Origin of the sequence: Labrenzia sp. THAF187b, from assembly GCF_009363375.1 — a bacterium.
GTDB classification, from domain to species: domain Bacteria; phylum Pseudomonadota; class Alphaproteobacteria; order Rhizobiales; family Stappiaceae; genus Roseibium; species Roseibium algicola.
This window is the reverse complement of record NZ_CP045344.1, coordinates 1,247,210-1,264,106: the sequence shown is the minus strand read 5'-3', so window position 1 is coordinate 1,264,106 and position 16,897 is coordinate 1,247,210. Positions and strand designations below refer to the sequence as shown.

The 16,897-nt window shown below is 61.0% G+C and carries 16 protein-coding genes; 8 read left to right on the top strand and 8 right to left on the bottom strand.

The window, feature by feature from the left end:
* Window positions 1-4 precede the first annotated feature (4 nt).
* Both FIV03_RS05790 and coaA read left to right on the top strand, forming a co-directional pair.
* A complete protein-coding gene (locus tag FIV03_RS05790; RefSeq protein ID WP_023002418.1) occupies window positions 5-328 on the top strand; it encodes a phosphoribosyl-ATP diphosphatase in 324 nt (107 codons plus the stop codon).
* Window positions 329-391: 63 nt separating this feature from the next.
* Window positions 392-1,357, top strand: coding sequence for a type I pantothenate kinase (gene coaA / locus FIV03_RS05785; RefSeq protein WP_023002417.1), 966 nt, complete (start codon window positions 392-394; stop codon window positions 1,355-1,357).
* 21 nt (window positions 1,358-1,378) lie between these two features.
* On the opposite strand, the gene FIV03_RS05780 is transcribed toward coaA, so the two are convergent.
* Window positions 1,379-2,203, bottom strand: a complete 825-nt coding sequence (locus FIV03_RS05780) for an alpha/beta hydrolase (RefSeq protein ID WP_152508972.1) — start codon at window positions 2,201-2,203, stop codon at window positions 1,379-1,381.
* 180 nt (window positions 2,204-2,383) lie between these two features.
* Window positions 2,384-2,782, bottom strand: a complete 399-nt coding sequence (locus FIV03_RS05775) for a RidA family protein (RefSeq protein WP_152508971.1) — start codon at window positions 2,780-2,782, stop codon at window positions 2,384-2,386.
* 169 nt (window positions 2,783-2,951) lie between these two features.
* Here FIV03_RS05775 and FIV03_RS05770 point away from each other — a divergent pair, with 169 nt between their 5' ends.
* Window positions 2,952-3,530 (top strand): TetR/AcrR family transcriptional regulator, encoded by a 579-nt coding sequence (locus FIV03_RS05770; protein ID WP_152508970.1) that lies wholly within the window; start codon window positions 2,952-2,954, stop codon window positions 3,528-3,530.
* A gap of 78 nt (window positions 3,531-3,608) precedes the next feature.
* On the opposite strand, the gene FIV03_RS05765 is transcribed toward FIV03_RS05770, so the two are convergent.
* The 4 genes from FIV03_RS05765 to FIV03_RS05750 all read right to left on the bottom strand — a co-directional run bounded on the left by FIV03_RS05765 (window position 3,609) and on the right by FIV03_RS05750 (window position 9,440).
* Window positions 3,609-5,297, bottom strand: a complete 1,689-nt coding sequence (locus tag FIV03_RS05765; RefSeq protein ID WP_152508969.1) for a methyl-accepting chemotaxis protein — start codon at window positions 5,295-5,297, stop codon at window positions 3,609-3,611.
* Window positions 5,298-5,473: 176 nt separating this feature from the next.
* Window positions 5,474-7,360, bottom strand: coding sequence for a hypothetical protein (locus FIV03_RS05760; RefSeq protein ID WP_152508968.1), 1,887 nt, complete (start codon window positions 7,358-7,360; stop codon window positions 5,474-5,476).
* Between the two features lie 100 nt (window positions 7,361-7,460).
* A complete protein-coding gene (locus tag FIV03_RS05755; protein WP_031269958.1) occupies window positions 7,461-8,018 on the bottom strand; it encodes an ActR/PrrA/RegA family redox response regulator transcription factor in 558 nt (185 codons plus the stop codon).
* A 15-nt stretch (window positions 8,019-8,033) separates the two neighbouring features.
* Complete coding sequence (locus tag FIV03_RS05750) at window positions 8,034-9,440, bottom strand: ActS/PrrB/RegB family redox-sensitive histidine kinase (RefSeq protein ID WP_075283221.1); 1,407 nt, start codon at window positions 9,438-9,440, stop codon at window positions 8,034-8,036.
* 198 nt (window positions 9,441-9,638) lie between these two features.
* On the opposite strand from FIV03_RS05750, the gene secB reads away from it, so the two are divergent.
* Entirely contained in the window at window positions 9,639-10,139 is a 501-nt protein-coding gene (secB, locus tag FIV03_RS05745) for a protein-export chaperone SecB (protein WP_031269955.1), read from the top strand.
* A 140-nt stretch (window positions 10,140-10,279) separates the two neighbouring features.
* On the opposite strand, the gene FIV03_RS05740 is transcribed toward secB, so the two are convergent.
* Window positions 10,280-11,083, bottom strand: coding sequence for a molybdopterin-synthase adenylyltransferase MoeB (locus FIV03_RS05740; protein WP_152508967.1), 804 nt, complete (start codon window positions 11,081-11,083; stop codon window positions 10,280-10,282).
* A gap of 96 nt (window positions 11,084-11,179) precedes the next feature.
* Window positions 11,180-12,253, bottom strand: coding sequence for a heat-inducible transcriptional repressor HrcA (hrcA, locus tag FIV03_RS05735; protein WP_031269953.1), 1,074 nt, complete (start codon window positions 12,251-12,253; stop codon window positions 11,180-11,182).
* A 171-nt stretch (window positions 12,254-12,424) separates the two neighbouring features.
* On the opposite strand from hrcA, the gene rph reads away from it, so the two are divergent.
* The 4 genes from rph to phaZ all read left to right on the top strand — a co-directional run bounded on the left by rph (window position 12,425) and on the right by phaZ (window position 16,838).
* Window positions 12,425-13,138 (top strand): ribonuclease PH, encoded by a 714-nt coding sequence (rph, locus tag FIV03_RS05730; RefSeq protein ID WP_023002406.1) that lies wholly within the window; start codon window positions 12,425-12,427, stop codon window positions 13,136-13,138.
* An 11-nt stretch (window positions 13,139-13,149) separates the two neighbouring features.
* Window positions 13,150-13,788, top strand: a complete 639-nt coding sequence (gene rdgB / locus FIV03_RS05725) for an RdgB/HAM1 family non-canonical purine NTP pyrophosphatase (protein ID WP_152508966.1) — start codon at window positions 13,150-13,152, stop codon at window positions 13,786-13,788.
* Window positions 13,789-13,803: 15 nt separating this feature from the next.
* Complete coding sequence (gene hemW, locus FIV03_RS05720) at window positions 13,804-14,958, top strand: radical SAM family heme chaperone HemW (protein ID WP_152511831.1); 1,155 nt, start codon at window positions 13,804-13,806, stop codon at window positions 14,956-14,958.
* 320 nt (window positions 14,959-15,278) lie between these two features.
* Complete coding sequence (phaZ, locus tag FIV03_RS05715) at window positions 15,279-16,838, top strand: polyhydroxyalkanoate depolymerase (RefSeq protein ID WP_286202299.1); 1,560 nt, start codon at window positions 15,279-15,281, stop codon at window positions 16,836-16,838.
* Window positions 16,839-16,897: the final 59 nt, after the last annotated feature.

The window sequence follows — 16,897 nt, the reverse complement described above, 5'->3', positions numbered from 1 at the left end:
CCGAATGACCGACTTCACTTTGGAAGATCTGGACGCCATTATTGCTGCACGTGCGAATAGCGCGGACGACAAGTCCTATACGCGCAAGCTCGTCAACAAGGGCGTTGCCAAATGCGCCCAGAAGCTGGGGGAAGAAGCGGTTGAGGCGGCGATAGCCGCCGTTCAGAAGGACCGGCAGGAATTGACGGCCGAGGCCGCCGATGTGCTTTATCACTTGTTGGTGGTTCTCAATGTCTCCAATGTCCCCCTCGGGGATGTTATGAAGGAGCTTGCGAGCCGTACGGGACAGACCGGACTGGAAGAAAAGGCGTCCCGGCCTCAGGAATAATCCAGGGCCTGCAGGCTCTGTACCGGATCCGGCGTTCAGCCGCGCAGCAGGAACTGCGAAGTAATGGATCAGAAAGTCGCCACGGCCCTGGACATGGATCTGTCCCCCTACCAGGTGTTCACCGAGCGCGAGTGGGCAAGACTGCGTGCGGACACGCCCATGACGCTGGATGCGCATGAGGTGGCCCAGTTGCAGGGCCTCAATGCGCCGGTCTCGATCGAGCAGGTCGAGACAATCTACCTGCCGCTCTCCCGTCTGCTTGCCTTCTATGCCGAAGCAACCATCAGCATCTTTCAGGCAACGCAGAACTTCCTCGGCACCCGCGACGGCAAGACGCCGTTCATCATCGGTGTTGCCGGGTCGGTGTCCGTCGGCAAGTCGACCACCTCGCGCGTCCTGCGTGAGCTTCTGGCCCGCTGGCCGGCCAGTCCCAAGGTCGACCTGATCACCACCGACGGGTTCCTGTATCCAAACGCGGTGCTGGAAGCCGAAGGGCTGATGTCCAAGAAGGGCTTTCCGGAAAGTTTCGACAGGCCACGTCTGCTGAAATTCCTGTCCGACATCAAGGCAGGCAAGCGGTTCGTCCGGGCACCGGTCTATTCGCACTTCTACTACGATGTCATGCCCGGCCACACGGTGACGGTCGACCGGCCCGATATTCTGATTGTCGAAGGCCTCAACGTGCTGCAGACGCGCGAATTGCCCAAGGACGGGCGCGCGGTGCCGTTCGTTTCGGATTTCTTCGACTTCTCGGTCTATATCGACGCCGATGAAACCCTGTTGCTGAACTGGTATGTCGACCGCTTCATGCGCCTGCGCGAGACAGCCTTCCGCGACCCGGGATCCTATTTCCATAAATATTCGCGGATTACCGATCAGGAAGCCGTCACGACCGCCAATCGCATCTGGAACGACATCAACCTGGTCAACCTGCGCGAAAACATCCTGCCGACGCGGCCTCGCGCCGACCTGATCCTGACCAAGGATTCCAGTCACAAGATTGCCAAGGTCGCCCTGCGCAAGATCTGAGTTGCAGCTGACGCCTGTCCCTCAGAGGAAGGCGCCCAGCTTGGCCAGAACAAGATCCGGCACCTCGAGTTGCGGCAGGTGGCCGGCGTTCGGCAGCGCTTCGAAGGTCGACTGCGGAATGGCGGCGTGCAGAGCCCGGCCCCGGTCGATCGGGATCCACGGATCATCCTCTCCCCACAGGATCTTCACCGGGCACCGGATGTCGCCGTAAAGCGGTTCAATCTCGTTGGTATAGGCTTCGTCTGCCTGGGCGAACTGGCGATAGAAGCTGCCGCGGCCTTCTTCGGTCAGCCAGGGGCCAGCCAGTGCTGCGCGGGCCTCGGCCCCGATTTCGTTGACAAGGGCGCCGCCGATATAGGCATCGACAACCGCGCGGTGGATATGCGGCGGGAGCCCGACAAAGGCTTCCACATGGCGGCCGACGTGATCGAAGAACTCCGACCCCCAGGGGCTGAGGGCAACGACGTTCATCAAGACGTATTTCTCGAAATCACAGCCGTGCAGAAGATGCGCCCGCAAAGTTGTTGCCCCGCCAAAGTCATGGGCCACGACCGAGGGCCGTTCGAGTTGCCAATGATCGAGTATTTCGGCAAAGACCTTGCCCTGAATGTCGAGAGATGTGCGTTGGTCCGGTGACTTTGCCGACTGGCCGTATCCCGGCATGTCGTACCAGTGGACGCGGAACTTCCTGGAGAGTTCCGGAATGAGTCGATGCCAGGACCAGGACGACCACGGCCAGCCGTGTGCGAGCACCAGCGACTGCCCTTCACCCGCCCGGCCTGCCATCACGACACCGGCAGATGTCCGGATTTCTTCGGAAAGGTGCCAATTCGTGGCGTCGTTCATAACCTGGTCTCCATTGAACATGCATCGGCTGACATGCGCTGGAGAAGGTCAGGCGCCCGTCTCCCAGCGCCTTCCGCACGTGGTGTGCCGCATCGCTGCTTGCAACCGTTGAAGGGTTGGTTTCGGTCCGGCCTGCCTTCAGGCTCGATGAACCCGGAAGGCAGGTCTGCCGAAAAAGCGTCAGGCGTCGTCGGGAATTCGTGCGATGACCTTGATTTCAAAATCGAAACCGGCCAGCCAGTTGACGCCGACAGCCGTCCAGTTCGGATAAGGCGCTTCTTCGAAAACCTCGTCCTTCACCTTCATCAGGCTCTCGAACTGGTTTTCCGGGTCAGTGTGGAAGGTCGTGACGTCGACGATGTCGTCCAGTCCGCAGCCAGCCGCCTTGAGCACGGCTTGCAGGTTTTCAAAGGCCAGGCGCACCTGATCTTCGTAGTTTGGTTCAGGCGTGCCATCTGCGCGGCTGCCGACCTGACCGGATACAAAAAGAAGGTCGCCGGAGCGAAGAGCGGCCGAATACTTATGCGTGTCATAAAGGGCGTGACGACCCTCCGGGAAAACGGGTTGGCTCTTGGTCATGTTCTGTCCTTTCAGGGTTGGAGTTTCGGTGTGAAACCAGGCTTAACGGGGAGCGCTTATTGAGATACGCTGCGTATGTGAATAACTCACATACGCGCCGTATGTCAACTCACATACGCGGCGTATGCGAATTTGCGAGGTAAGGATGGCGCCGGGAAAACGAGCCGAAATGATGGAGGAAACGCGGGCAAAGCTGATAGCGGCAGGGCGAAAAGCCTTTGCCGAACAGGGCTACGCGGCTGCGTCCATGGATGAACTGACCGCTTCTGTCGGCCTGACGCGCGGCGCGCTTTATCACAATTTCGGAGACAAGAAGGGCCTTCTGCAGGCGGTGGTCAATCAGCTCGATGGCGAAATTGCAGCCGAAGCCAAGGAAGCCGCCAGCCGGCTTGGCGGGAGCGAATGGGAGTCGCTCATGGCAGAAGGCATCGCCTATATCGAGATGGCTCTGAAGCCGGAAGTGCAGCGTATCGTGCTGCTGGACGGACCATCCGTACTTGGCGATCCGTCACAGTGGCCGAGCCAGAATGTTTGCCTGCAGACAACAACCAGTGCGCTTGAACGTCTGATCGCCGAAGGTCTGGTGAAACCCGTTGACGCGGAAGCCGCTGCGCGGCTTCTGAACGGTGCTGCCTTCAATGCCGCACTCTGGATTGCGGCAAGCGATGACCCGAAAGCGGACCTGAAGAAGGCGATCGACGCTTTCAAGGTTCTTGGAGACGGCCTTCTGACGACCCCGCCGGGCTGACATACCACTTGGAAGCAGACACGAAAAAGCCCGCAGCCTTTGAGGGACTGCGGGCTTCTTGAGTCTGGTGTCCGGACCTTAGGCCACGGAGCGCTTGCGGACTTCCTGCAGGAAGGTGCCGACCTGATTGCGCAGCATCGAAGCATTTTCCTTCAGCTGCTGGGCTGAGCTGTCGACCTTTTCCGCTGTATCGCGGGTGTTTTCGGCAGCCGCTGCAACGGTCTCGATGTTCGTGGTCACTTCAACCGTGCTACGCGAAGCTTCGGTCGCGTTGCTGGCGATTTCCTGCGTCGCAACGCCTTGCTCTTCCACGGAAGAAGCGATGGACGAGGCGATTTCGTTCATGTTGTTGATGATCTCTGTAACCGAGGAGATGGCGCTGGCCGCATGACCGGTCTCATCTTGGATCGCCGTGATCTGGCTGGAGATTTCCTCGGTTGCCTTGGAGGTCTGTGTGGCCAGTTCCTTGACTTCCGCCGCAACGACCGCAAATCCCCTGCCGGCTTCGCCTGCGCGTGCCGCCTCGATGGTCGCGTTAAGCGCCAGGAGGTTGGTCTGCTCGGCGATCGCCTGGATCAGGTTCACGACCTCGCCGATGCGGCTGGCGCTTTCGGAAAGGCCATGCATGCGCTGGTTGGTTGCCTGGGCTTCTCCGGCAGCGCGGGCCGCAATCTCGCTGGAAGACTGCACCTGACGGCGGATTTCGTTGACCGAGGCCGACAGTTCTTCCGCCGCAGCCGCAACGGTTTCAACGTTGTGGGCTGCCTGGGAGGAGGCGTTGGAAACGCGGCCGCTCTGTTCCGTGGTCTGTGCCGCGACGCCGGTCATGTCGGCGGAAGCAGCCTGCAGGTTCTGCACGGAGCTGTCGATGATGTTGAGCATTTCCATGATCTGACGATCGAAGTCGCCGCTGAGCTGCTGGATTTCGGCTCCCTTGCGGGCAGCGTCTTCCTGGCTGGAATTCTGCTGCTCTTCAAGCTCGCGCCGTGCAGCTTCGTTCCGGACGAAAACTTCCATGGCGCTTGCCATCTGGCCGATCTCGTCGCCGCGGTCGGTACCGTCGATCGTGATGCTGGTGTTGCCTTCTGCCAGGAGGCTCATGTTGCCGGTCAGAGCCCGCAGCGGGCGGACCGTGTTGCGAACAGCAACAACAGCGATGCCGATGGCGATCAGGGCGCCGACCAGGGCCAGGGCGATGATCGCGGTGGCAGCACTCCAGTAGGCTTCGTCGAGGTCGTCAACATAAACCCCCGTGCCGACCATCCAGCCCCACGGCTCGAAGCCGGATCCCCAGCCGTATTTTTCAACCGGAACCTCGCCGTTCGCGCGCGGCCAGTAGTAAAGCAGCGATCCGCCGCCGGCCTTGGCATCCTTGATCAGTTCGGCAACGATCTTCACACCCGTCTGGTCGGAAAAACCAATCATGTTGGTGCCGACCAGCTTGGCGTTCGGGTGGATCAGGTTCATGCCCTGGTAGTCATAGGCGAAGACATAGTTGTCGCCTTCGAACCGGATGGCACCGATGGCGGCGCGGGCTGCGGTCTGCGCTTCCTCGCGGCTCATCTGCCCGCCTTTTTCCAGGCCGTGGTAATAGGCGGCGATTGAAACCGCGCTATCGGAAATTTCCTCGATCTTCTTGAGACGTTCGGCGAACATCGCCGAATAGAGGCTGTTGAGGCTCACCACGCAGATCGCGGCTGTAAACAGCAGGATGGTTGCGATCGGGAGGCTGATCTTCCAGGTAATGGGCCAACGGGCGAAGGACATGGTTAAGTGATTCCTATCGAACTCTGTCCGACAAGATTTCCTCTCAATAATTGACCAAATGCTTAAGAAGACAGCAGATTTATGCCCTTAAAACGATTAGGGCACCGAAAACTGTCAGACAGTCCGGATTTCTACCAAGTATAAAACCTGTCGTTTTTTACAGGTGTGTCTGAAATCTATCTGCGGGCGCAGAACACGTCCCGCAATCCGGGACGGGACCAGGTGGCATTCTGAACCTGGCCCTTCAGCACATGCCCCTGGGATTCGTAATAGAACGTGTTGGCGCTGCCCTGTCTCTGCAGGGTGACTGCGCCATAGCCCATTTCGGCAACGGTTGCGGACTGCATGTCCGGCGAAAACACGACATTCAGGTCAATGCCGGCGGTGCACAGGTAGTCGGCCACATTGGCGCGAGCCGTCTGCTGTTGCTGTTGCTGGAAATTCGGCTGGTTTGAGCCTTCGATGGATCCCGGGGGGACGGGGCCGGACGGGAAATCGTTGCCGGGCTGACCGTCGAAGCCGCCACCGTTGGGTGCTCCCCAGGTGCCGCCATTGTTGTCGAAGCCGTTGTTGCCGAACCCGTTGTTACCAAAGCCGTTGTTACCGGGGGCACCGAAGTTTGCCGGTCCGTTGATCACGACCTCCCGGTACGGGGTCTTGGTGACATAAATACCCCGGCATTCGCCACTGGAGCCGCGCACGGTCCAGGCGTGGGAAACATAGGTCTGCTGTTCCAGGATCTGCCCCGGTTCCAGGCGCGCGTAGGGCCGCTCGCCGCCGCGATAATCCACCCAGCTCACTTCGATGGGCTGACGGCTGGCGTTGCGGAACACGATCTGACCAGGCCGGACGGCTTCGACCGACCGCACCCGGCCGGCCTCGGAGCAGGAAAGATCCGAGTTCGCTTCTTCTGCACCGCTGCCGTAGGCATCGTCCGAAACGATCTGCTGAGGCTGGGCGCAGGTGGCAACGAACAGGCGCACCGGGTTGGCGCTGCCTTTCAGCGAAACTTCGTGTGCAGGCAGGCCTTCGACCGCGATCGACAGGGCAGACTGCTTGATCATGGCCTCCCACAGCGGGTCGGTCATTTCAATATTGACTTCGGGCAGCGATATGCCGGCTTCATTGGCGCTGGAGGAGCCGAAAGCATTGTAGACGCTGTCGAATTCGCCTGCGGAAATGCGCACGGCCTGCGGCATGCCTTCCAGAAGTCCGGCAGGAGCCTGCTGGAACGTGATCTTGGCAAACCCGGACTGGGTGGTGCAATCGGCCCGGAAATCCCGGTCGTCGGTTTGCGCAACGGCGTGCTGAAGCAGCGATGGTGTTCCGGGCTGCGTACCCGGTTCGGCCAGCCACTCGCGCGCCTCGTTCGGGCTCACCAGAACCGGCTCGGAATTGGCGGCACCCGGATAACCGTCACCGGTAACCGTGTCGATGTCATCAGGCAGGGAGGCCGTTTCGGTGCCAGGTGTGGAAATGGGAGTATCGACCTGGTCGAGCGGCTTCAGTCCGCCCTCTTCGGCAGGCGGTTTGATTTCCTCGACGGATGGGGTCGATGATCCGTTGGAGTTGGAAGCGGTCTGCTGTCCTTCGGCAGGTCGATCCTGCTGGGAAGACTGTGTTGCCGCCGGAGCATTGGAAACCGGGCCGGCGGCCGTTCCGGAAGTTGTACCGACGATGCGGGCGACCGCGCCCGGCTTGCCGTCGTTCGAGACGTCGACCACAAGCGTGCCGCCGGAGCAGAAGCTGGCATCCCGATGCAGGACGCGGCTGTTTTCCAGAGTGACTTCAAGCTTGACGTCACAGGGTGGCAACTTGTTGTCGCTGCCCATCGTGTCGATGACCACACCCTTGTCGTCGCGGCTGATGATCGGCCGGTATTTCTTGTTCACGGTGATGGACCGGATGCCAGGTTGCGGCGGTTCCACGTTGATGCGCACGGTTTCGGGAACCGATTGAGCCTGTGCAGGCAAAGCCGACATCATAAGAACCACGCTGCACGCGGCCAGCAGGCCGGATTTCAGCGCGGGGGTAACAAGAGCATGGGCAGCATCAAGCCGCATAAGCGATCTCCGTGGGAGCGCAGGTTATCACCGTTTGGGAATACTTAGGCAAAGTGGCAGTCTAAGGGCAAGCCCGCAATGGCGGGAAGCCCCGGCTTTCTCAGCGCGGCGCGCGCTTTGCCAGGATCCTTTGCAGGGTTCGGCGGTGCATGTTCAGCCGGCGCGCGGTCTCCGAAACGTTGCGGTCGCAAAGCTCGTACACCCGCTGGATATGCTCCCAGCGGACCCGGTCGGCCGACATCGGATTTTCCGGCGGCTGCGCCTTGTCTTCGGGCTTGCGCGCAAGCGCGGCAACGATATCGTCCGGATCGGCGGGCTTTGCGAGATAGTCGATAGCCCCCAGTTTGACCGCCGTGACCGCTGTGGCAATGTTGCCGTATCCGGTCAGCACGATGGCGCGGGCATCCGGACGGCGCTGGCGAAGCTGTTCGATGACATCAAGACCGTTACCGTCTTCAAGCCGCATGTCGACAATGGCGAAGGCCGGGGCGTTCTGGGCAATCTTGCCGGCTGCGTCCTGAACACTGTCGGCTGTTTCCGTCGTAAAGCCGCGTTTTTCCATGGCGCGTGCGAGGCGCTGCTGAAACGGCTTGTCGTCGTCAACGATCAGGAGGGTCATGTCCTCCGAACTGTTCAGGGCAGGTGTCTGGTCCGTCATTTGGCTCTACCGGTCTTATTCTTGCGTCTTCTCCTGCACCCCGGATGGATTCACGGGCACAGCATGCATTGTTTGCGCTTTATTGCCGTTATGGGGTGAAAAAGCCGTTTCGTCCACTCTGCCGTCCTGTTCAAACACCTTGCGCGGCCAGCTTACGCGGATGTGAGCCCCTGTCTGGGGTGGGGCCGAATTTTCCAGATGCAGCTTGGCACCCGTGCGTTCCAGCAGGGTTTTGGCAATGAAGATGCCAAGGCCAAGCCCTCCGCCGGTGCCGCGTTGCGGCGACTTTCCGCCGCGCACGGAAACGTAGGGATCACCGATCTTGCCCAGAATTTCGACCGAAAAACCGGGGCCGTCGTCCTTGATGGAAATCGAGAGTGTCGTTTCGTCCCAACTGGCGGACACATCGACGCGGGTCTTGGCGAAGTCGACCGCATTTTCCAGCAGGTTGCCAAGTCCGTAACGGATTGCCGCGTTTCGTGTGCCCACCGGCTCGGCGCCGGTTCCGGACCCGGTGGAGTGGATCGCAACACCCGTGCCCCTGTGCGGATCGACAACATCTTCCAGCAGTTGCGACACCGGCATGCGCTGGTAGGTCCGGTCTTCCTCGCTCGACAGGCTCGTGAGCTGACGCAGGATCGACCGACAGCGCTCGGCCTGTGAGCGGATCAGGTCCACGTCCTCGGCCCTGGGGTCGCTTGCCTCGAATTCGTCCGACAGCTCCTTGGCCACCAGGTAGATGGTGGCGAGCGGTGTGCCGAGCTCATGCGCGGCCGCGGTTGCCAGCCCGTCAAGTGCGTTTAGATGCTGCTCGCGGGCAAGCACGAGTTCGGTTGCCGCAAGCGCGTCCGCCATCTGGCGGGCCTCTTCGGCCACCCGGAACGCATAGATCGCCATGAAACCGAGCGTGGAGACGAGCGCGGTCCAGATGCCGACGGAATAGACGATCGGAAGCGAGAAGTCGTCACCCACCGGCCATGGCAGAGGCAGGTGGAAAACCGCAACCAGGCTGGCGCAAACCGTGGCCAGAATGCCGAGGATCACCGTGTAACGGGCCGACAGGCCCGTCGCGGACACCATCACCGGCGCCATCAGCAGGAACGCGAATGGATTGCCCAGACCGCCGGTCAGGAACAGAAGCCCGCTCATCTGCAGGATGTCATAGGCAAGCTGCAGGGCTGCGGCGCGTTCCGACAGGCGCATGGCCGAGGGCCAGCGGATCTTCAGGAAGATGTTGAGCCAGGCGGACAGGGCCACCATGGCAAAGGCAGGTCCGGCCGGCGTCGGATAGCCCAGACCGACATGCACGACCAGGAGCGCTGCGGACTGGCCGCCCACGGCAAGCCAGCGCAGGCGCACCAGCGTGTCGAGTTTCAGGCGCCGGTGCGGCAGGGTGATATTGGATGTCGGTTGTTCGTGCATCTGGACTTCTTGGAGAACGGCAACTTCCCCCTTTTGAAGCGGATTCCGGCGGCTGGCAAGGCCGGGGCTCTTGTGCCGACAAGGCGTAAGTGGTAGCCACCCGCTAACACGGCTGTCCGGATCACGCGGGCCGGCGGCCAGCCGGAGGGATTTAATAGCTCTTCATTTCAGATCAGCACCGCGCAACGGAATGAGATGATGACCGACACCAATGACGGCGGCGCTCAGCCGCAGGCGGAAAGCGCAGCAGCGCCGGGCATGCACATCCTTGGCCAGTACATCAAGGACCTGTCTTTCGAAAACCCGAATGCGCCGCGCTCCCTGGCACAGGGCGACCAGCCGAAGCTCGATATCAACGTCAACGTCGGTGCCCAGCAGATCGGTGACGATCAGTTTGAAGTCGTCCTGACCCTGACCGCCAAGGCAGAACGCCCGGACATGGTGATGTTCAACGTCGAGCTGGTCTACGCAGGCCTGTTCAAGATCACCGGCGTGCCGAAAGAGCACATGCATCCGTTCGTGATGATCGAGTGCCCGCGCATGATTTTCCCGTTCGCCCGCAACATCCTCTCCGAAGCCACGCGTAACGGCGGTTTCCCGCCGCTGATGCTCGACCCGATCGATTTCGCTCAGCTCTACCGCCAGAACATGGCCCAGCAGGCCGCTGCCCAGCAGGCAACCGAGCAGAAGCCGAACTAAGGTCTTTTAGACCACAGTTTCACGGAACCCGTCCCGGGCAACCGGGGCGGGTTTTTGTTTGCCCGAAAGACTGTCCGGTCAGACTTGAGGGAAGCGGCCAACAGCAGGTTTCTCACGCCCTGCGGGAGGGCGATCTCGTGTCACGCCTCCTCCAGCAGCTCCGCCCATGTTTTCGGATTGTCGCCGTTCAGGGGGTTCTTCGGCGAACGCTTGTAGCGAATGGTTTCCATGCGCACGGTTCTGGCGTCGAAGAGGATCATCCGTCCAACCAGCCCCTCGCCCGTTCCGGTCAGTTCCTTCAGGACTTCCATGGCCTGCATGGCGCCGATGATGCCCGTCAATGCCCCCAGGATGCCGGCCTGGGCACAGGTCGGCAGCAAGCCGTCGCGCGGCTTTTGCGGGAAGAGGCAACGGTAGGTCGGGTTGGCTGTGCCGTCCGGGCCGGTTTCAAAGGGCTTCAAGGTGGTCAACGAGCCGTCGAACTGGCCGACGGCGGCCGTCACCAGCGGTTTTTGCGCAAAGAAGCAGGCATCGGACACCAGGTAGCGGGTGTCGAAATTGTCCGATCCGTCCACCACCAGATCGTAGCGGGACACAAGCTGCATGGCATTGTGGCCGGCAAGGCGGGTCGGGTGCGGTTCGACCTTCACATTCGGGTTCAGTCGCGCAATCGCTTCTGCCGCGCTTGCGACCTTGGGCTCACCCAGCTGGTCGGTATCGTGGATCACCTGCCGCTGCAGGTTGGAAAGAGACACCGTGTCGTCGTCGGCAATGCCGAGCGTGCCGACTCCGGCGGCTGCCAGATATTGCAGCACCGGCGCGCCGAGGCCGCCGGCACCGATCACCAGCACGCGGGCATTTTTCAGCTTCTGCTGGCCGGCGCCGCCGATCTCCTGCAGCACGATGTGGCGGGCGTAGCGTTCCAGTTCGGCGGGCGAAAGCATGTCAGGTCCTGTCTGGCTGGTCTCGGGTACACATGGGGGTGGCGGCGGCGGCAGGTCAAGCCCGCGCCCGCTCGGGAAATCCGGTCTCCGGCAGGTTTATCCGAGTATGCGGCTCACCAGCCGGGCGGTGTAGTCGACCATCGGGATCACCCTTGCATAATTCAGCCGGGTTGGTCCGATCACGCCGAGAACACCGACGATGCGCTGGTTGCTGTCCCTGTAGGGCGACACCACAAGGGAGGATCCGGACAGCGAGAACAGGTTGTTCTCCGAGCCGATGAATATGCGCACCCCGTCGCCCTGTTCGGCAAGACCCAGCAACTGGATAAGATCCTTCTTGCTTTCAAGATCGTCGAACAGCAGGCGAATGCGCTCCAGATCCTCGACGGCATCCAGATCGGTCAGGAGATTGGACCGGCCCCGCACGATCAGCGTGCCCGGATCGGTGGCGCTTTCGCCGCCCCAGACCGCAAGACCCGCATCAATGACCTTCTGGCTCAAGAGATCCAGTTCGGCCTGGTCCGCATCGCGGACCTTTTCCAGTTCGGAGCGGATTTCCGACAGGGTCCGGCCCTTGATCTGGGCATTCAGGTAGTTGCTGGCCTCCACCAGAGCCGATGACGGCAGGTCGCCCGGCAGATCGACAACGCGGTTCTCGACGGACCCGTCTTCACTGACGAGGATCGCCAAGGCTTTCAGCGGTTCGATGCGCACGAACTCGATGTGTTTCAGCCGCATGTCCGACTTGTGGGTCAAGACAACGCCGGCGCCCATGGACAGGCCGGACAGCATCTGGCTGGCTTCCGTCAGCACCTGCTCGGCCGAATTCGCCTTTTGCGAGGCCCGCACCTGGGCATCGATCGCCCGGCGCTCGTCCTGGGTCAGGTCGCCCACTTCCAGAAGGGCGTCGACGAAGAACCGAAGCCCGATTTCGGTCGGCAGCCGGCCTGCGCTGGTATGAGGCGAATGCAGCAGGCCCATATGCTCTAGATCAGACATCACGTTGCGGATCGAGGCAGGGGACAGCGAAATGCCGAGCTTGCGCGAAACGTTCCGGGACCCGACGGGTTCGCCGGTCTCCAGATAGGTTTCCACGATCGAACGGAAGATTTCACGGGATCTCTTGTCGAGGTCGCTGAGGCTCAAGGCTTGTTCTCCGAATGTGACCACTCACCGGGGTCGACCGGGCTTTCATCAAAAAGATATAGGCGCAAAAGGGGGCTTGCGTGAAGTATCACAACGCAAGGCCTTTACGGCGAAGGAAGTTGGGGTCTACAAGGCCCCAACGAATACACTGGAGAAACGGCGGTTTTTCCGGAACGAAAGTCGAAAGGGATATGCATGCGTCCGTCCAAACGCGCAGCCGATGAACTCCGTGCGGTCACACTGGAGCGCGGGGTCTCCAAACATGCCGAGGGGTCCTGCCTCGTCAAGTTCGGCGACACCCACGTTTTGTGCACCGCCAGCCTGGAAGAGCGGGTTCCGCCCTGGTTGCGCGGACAGAACCGCGGCTGGGTGACGGCTGAATACGGCATGCTGCCGCGCGCCACGGGCGACCGCATGCGCCGCGAAGCCAGTGCCGGAAAGCAATCCGGCCGGACGCAGGAAATCCAGCGTCTCATCGGCCGGTCGCTGCGCGCCGTCGTCAATCTGGAAGCCCTCGGCGAAAACCAGATCACGGTGGACTGCGACGTCATCCAGGCCGATGGCGGCACCCGCACTGCGTCCATCACCGGTGCCTGGGTTGCCCTGCGCGACTGCATCGAGTGGATGAAGGCCCGTGACATGGTCTCCGGCGAGGTCCTGAAGGATCACATTGCCGCGATCTCCTGCGGCATCTACGAAGGTGCTCCGGTGCTCGACCTCGACTACGCCGAGGACAGCACCGCCGAGACCGACGCCAACTTCGTTCTGACAGGGTCCGGCGGCATCGTCGAAATCCAGGGAACGGCCGAAGGTGCACCGTTCTCCGAAGAAGAATTCGGCAAGCTCATGGGCCTGGCCAAGCTGGGCATCGGCAAGCTGGTCGATCTTCAGAAAATGGCCATTCTCTAAGGGCGCAAACCATGAGCCATCGCAAGCTGGAACCGGGCAAACTGGTTGTCGCAAGCCACAACAAGGGCAAGATCCGCGAGATCAACGAACTGCTTCAGCCTTATGGCTTCGAAGTGATGTCCGCCGGAGAGCTGGACCTGCCGGAACCGGACGAGACAGGTGTCACGTTCGAGGAAAACGCAGCCATCAAGGCCCATGCGGCGGCCAAGGCTTCCCGCTTGCCGGCCCTGGCTGATGACAGCGGCTTCTGCGTTGCGGCACTGAACGGCGATCCGGGCATCTATTCCGCGCGCTGGGCAGGGCCTGACAAGGACTTCGCGATGGCCATGCGCACGGTCGAGGAAAAGCTTCAGACCCTTGGCGCAACGACGGACGACAAGCGCCGGGGATCCTTTGTTGCCGTGTTGTGCCTGGCCTGGCCGGACGGCAGCGAAGAGTTCTTCCGCGGCGAGGTTGAGGGACAGATCGTCTGGCCGCCTCGCGGTACGCAGGGCTTCGGCTACGATCCGGTTTTCCAGCCGGATGGCCATGAGCGGACCTTCGGCGAAATGACCTCGGAAGAAAAGCACGGCTGGTCGAAGGAAGGATCCGCCCTTTCACACAGGGCGCGGGCATTCCAGCTCTTTTCTGCCGGCTGCCTGGAAGGATAAAAAGACGTGACAGGCGTGGGGGCAGCCGAAGGAGGCTTCGGCATTTATATTCATTGGCCGTTCTGCGCGGCCAAATGCCCTTATTGCGACTTCAACTCCCATGTCCGTCACCAGCCGGTCGACCAGGCCCGTTTCGCGGCCGCGTTCGAACGGGAACTCTCTCATTTCGCCGATTTGACGAAGGGCAGGACGGTTCAGTCCGTGTTCCTGGGCGGCGGCACGCCTTCGCTCATGGAGCCGGCGACGGTGGACCGTATCCTGAAGGCGGTTTCCGATCGCTGGTCGATGGACGAAAATGTTGAGATTTCGCTGGAGGCCAATCCTTCGTCGGTCGAGGCCGAGCGCTTTCGCGGCTACCGGGCAGCAGGTGTCAACCGGGTCTCGCTGGGCGTGCAGTCGCTCATCGATACGGATCTGAGACTGCTTGGCCGCCTGCATGATGCGCGCACAGCCCGCACCGCCATCGAAACCGCGCGGGCAACCTTCCCGCGCCTGTCGTTCGACCTTATCTATGCCCGGCCGGGTCAGACACTAGCCGGTTGGGAACAGGAACTGAACGAGGCCATCGCACTCGCGGCCGACCACCTGTCGCTCTACCAGCTCACGATCGAAGAAGGCACGCCCTTCCATACGCTGTTTCACGCCGGCAAGCTGAAGATGCCGGATCAGGATCTCGGCGCCGAATTCTATGAACTGACGCAGGATGTGACCGCCGCTGCCGGTCTGCCCGCCTATGAAGTGTCCAACCACGCCCGTCCGGGCGCTGAATGCCGGCATAACCTGGTCTACTGGCGCTACGGCGATTATGTCGGCGTCGGGCCCGGTGCCCATGGGCGCATCACGGTGGGTGCCAGCAAGCTTGCGACTGCGACCGAGCGCCATCCGGAAACCTGGCTGGAAAATGTCGAAAGCCATGGTCAGGCATTGACCGAAAACGCCGGCCTTTCCGAAGAGGAGCAGGGCGACGAATTCCTGCTCATGGGACTAAGGTTGACCGAAGGTATCGACCTGAAACGCTACGAACGTTATGCGAGCCGCTCCATCGATCCGCTTCGTCTGGCAGCCTTGATCGAGCATGGCATGGTGGAAGAAATCGGGGAAAACCGCATTCGCGCAACCCGAGAAGGTTTTTTCGTGCTCGATGCGGTGGTCGCAGATCTGGCCGCCTGAGCCGTTCTGGAACGCCGTTAATATAATGCTACCAAATTGATTTAAATGTTCTATTGGGTCTTTTGCATTGCACAGTGATTTGGTGCGAAAATGTCTTTCGCCGCGATCCTGAGCACTTAGGCGCGTATTCACATACCAATTAGAAGTATTGCGGGCTGCAACAGGCATAGCTATCCTGTTGCAATGCAATAGATGGTGTAAGAAGAGACGGGCCGAAAAAAATGTTTACGAACAATGCCAATGGGGCCGGCACCAATTGGTTCAGCAAAGGAGAGACGTCTTTGCCGTTTTACCACCTTTACGAACTGAACCACGCCGCGATGGCGCCCTTCAGAGCTTTGGCCGACATGACCCGGCTCTACTTCCAGAACCCGCTGAATCCGCTGACTCATACCAGCTACGGCCGTTCGATCGCTGCCGGCTGCGAAGTGCTTGAACGCACGACGCGCCGCTACGGCAAGCCGGAGTTCGGTCTCAAGGAAACCACCGTCAGCGGTGTGCGCGTTCCTGTACGTGAAGTCAGCGTCTGGAGCCGTCCGTTCTGCGACCTGATCCACTTCGAACGCGGGGTCACGACGCACCGCAACGATCCGAAGATCCTGATCGTCGCGCCGATGTCCGGCCACTACGCCACGCTGCTGCGCGGCACTGTGGAAGCGCTGATGCCGAATGCGGATGTCTACATCACCGACTGGATCGATGCCCGCATGGTTCCCGTGCAGGAAGGCAAGTTCGATCTTGATGATTATATCGATTATATCATCTCGATGCTGCACTTCCTCGGTCCGGACACGCACATTCTGGGCGTGTGTCAGCCGTCTGTGCCGGTGCTGGCAGCCGTTGCTGTCATGGAAGACCGCGAAGACCCCTATGTACCTTCCACGATGACGCTGATGGGCGGACCGATCGACACCCGCGTGGCGCCGACGGCGGTTAACGACCTGGCGGTTTCCAAGGGCATAGACTGGTTCAAGAACAACGTCGTCATGAAGGTTCCCTTCCCGCATCCGGGTTTCATGCGGGACGTCTATCCGGGCTTCCTGCAGCTTTCCGGGTTCATGAGCATGAACCTCGACCGTCACGTGACCGCGCATCGGGACTTCTTCCAGCATCTGGTGGAAGGCGACGGCGACAACGCCGAAAAACACCGCGACTTCTATGACGAATATCTCGCCGTCATGGACCTGACGGCCGAATTCTATCTGCAGACCGTCGAAACGGTGTTTATCGAGCACGCGCTGCCGAACGGCACCATGATGCACAATGGCCGTCTGGTCGATTGCGGCAAGATTACCCGTACCGCCCTTCTGACCGTTGAAGGCGAGAAGGACGACATCACCGGCCGGGGCCAGACCAAGGCGGCGCATGCGCTCTGCACCAGTCTGGACGACGACATGAAAGCGCATTACGAGCAGCCGAATGTCGGCCACTACGGCGTTTTCAACGGATCGCGCTGGCGGTCCGAGATCGCGCCGCGGGTCATGGATTTCATCCGCTCCAACCGCACCGACCTGCGCAAGCCTGCCGCCAAGGCACCGGTCGCCAAGGCCGCTGCCCCGGCTCCTGCGCCTGCTGCCGCACCGGCTGCGAAAGTAGCGCCTGCCAAGGCCAAACCGGTTGCAAAGAGCAGTGGCAATTCGCTGGAGAGCATTCTGCTGACCAAGCCGGACGGTGCCGCAGATGATCTGAAATCGATCAGCGGTGTCGGCCCGAAACTGGAATCGGCTCTCAACGAAGCCGGTATCTTCCACTTCTGGCAAATCGCCGGCCTGACGGAAGAGCAGATCGAGGCCCTGGACACCAAGCTGGATTTCCGTGGCCGTATCGCCCGGGACAACTGGATCGAACAGGCCCGCCAGCTTTCCGAAACGGTGAGCTGAAACTAGCATCGGTAAAGGCTCCCTCCATGGGTGCCTTTGGCCGCGTGCCTTTAACTTGT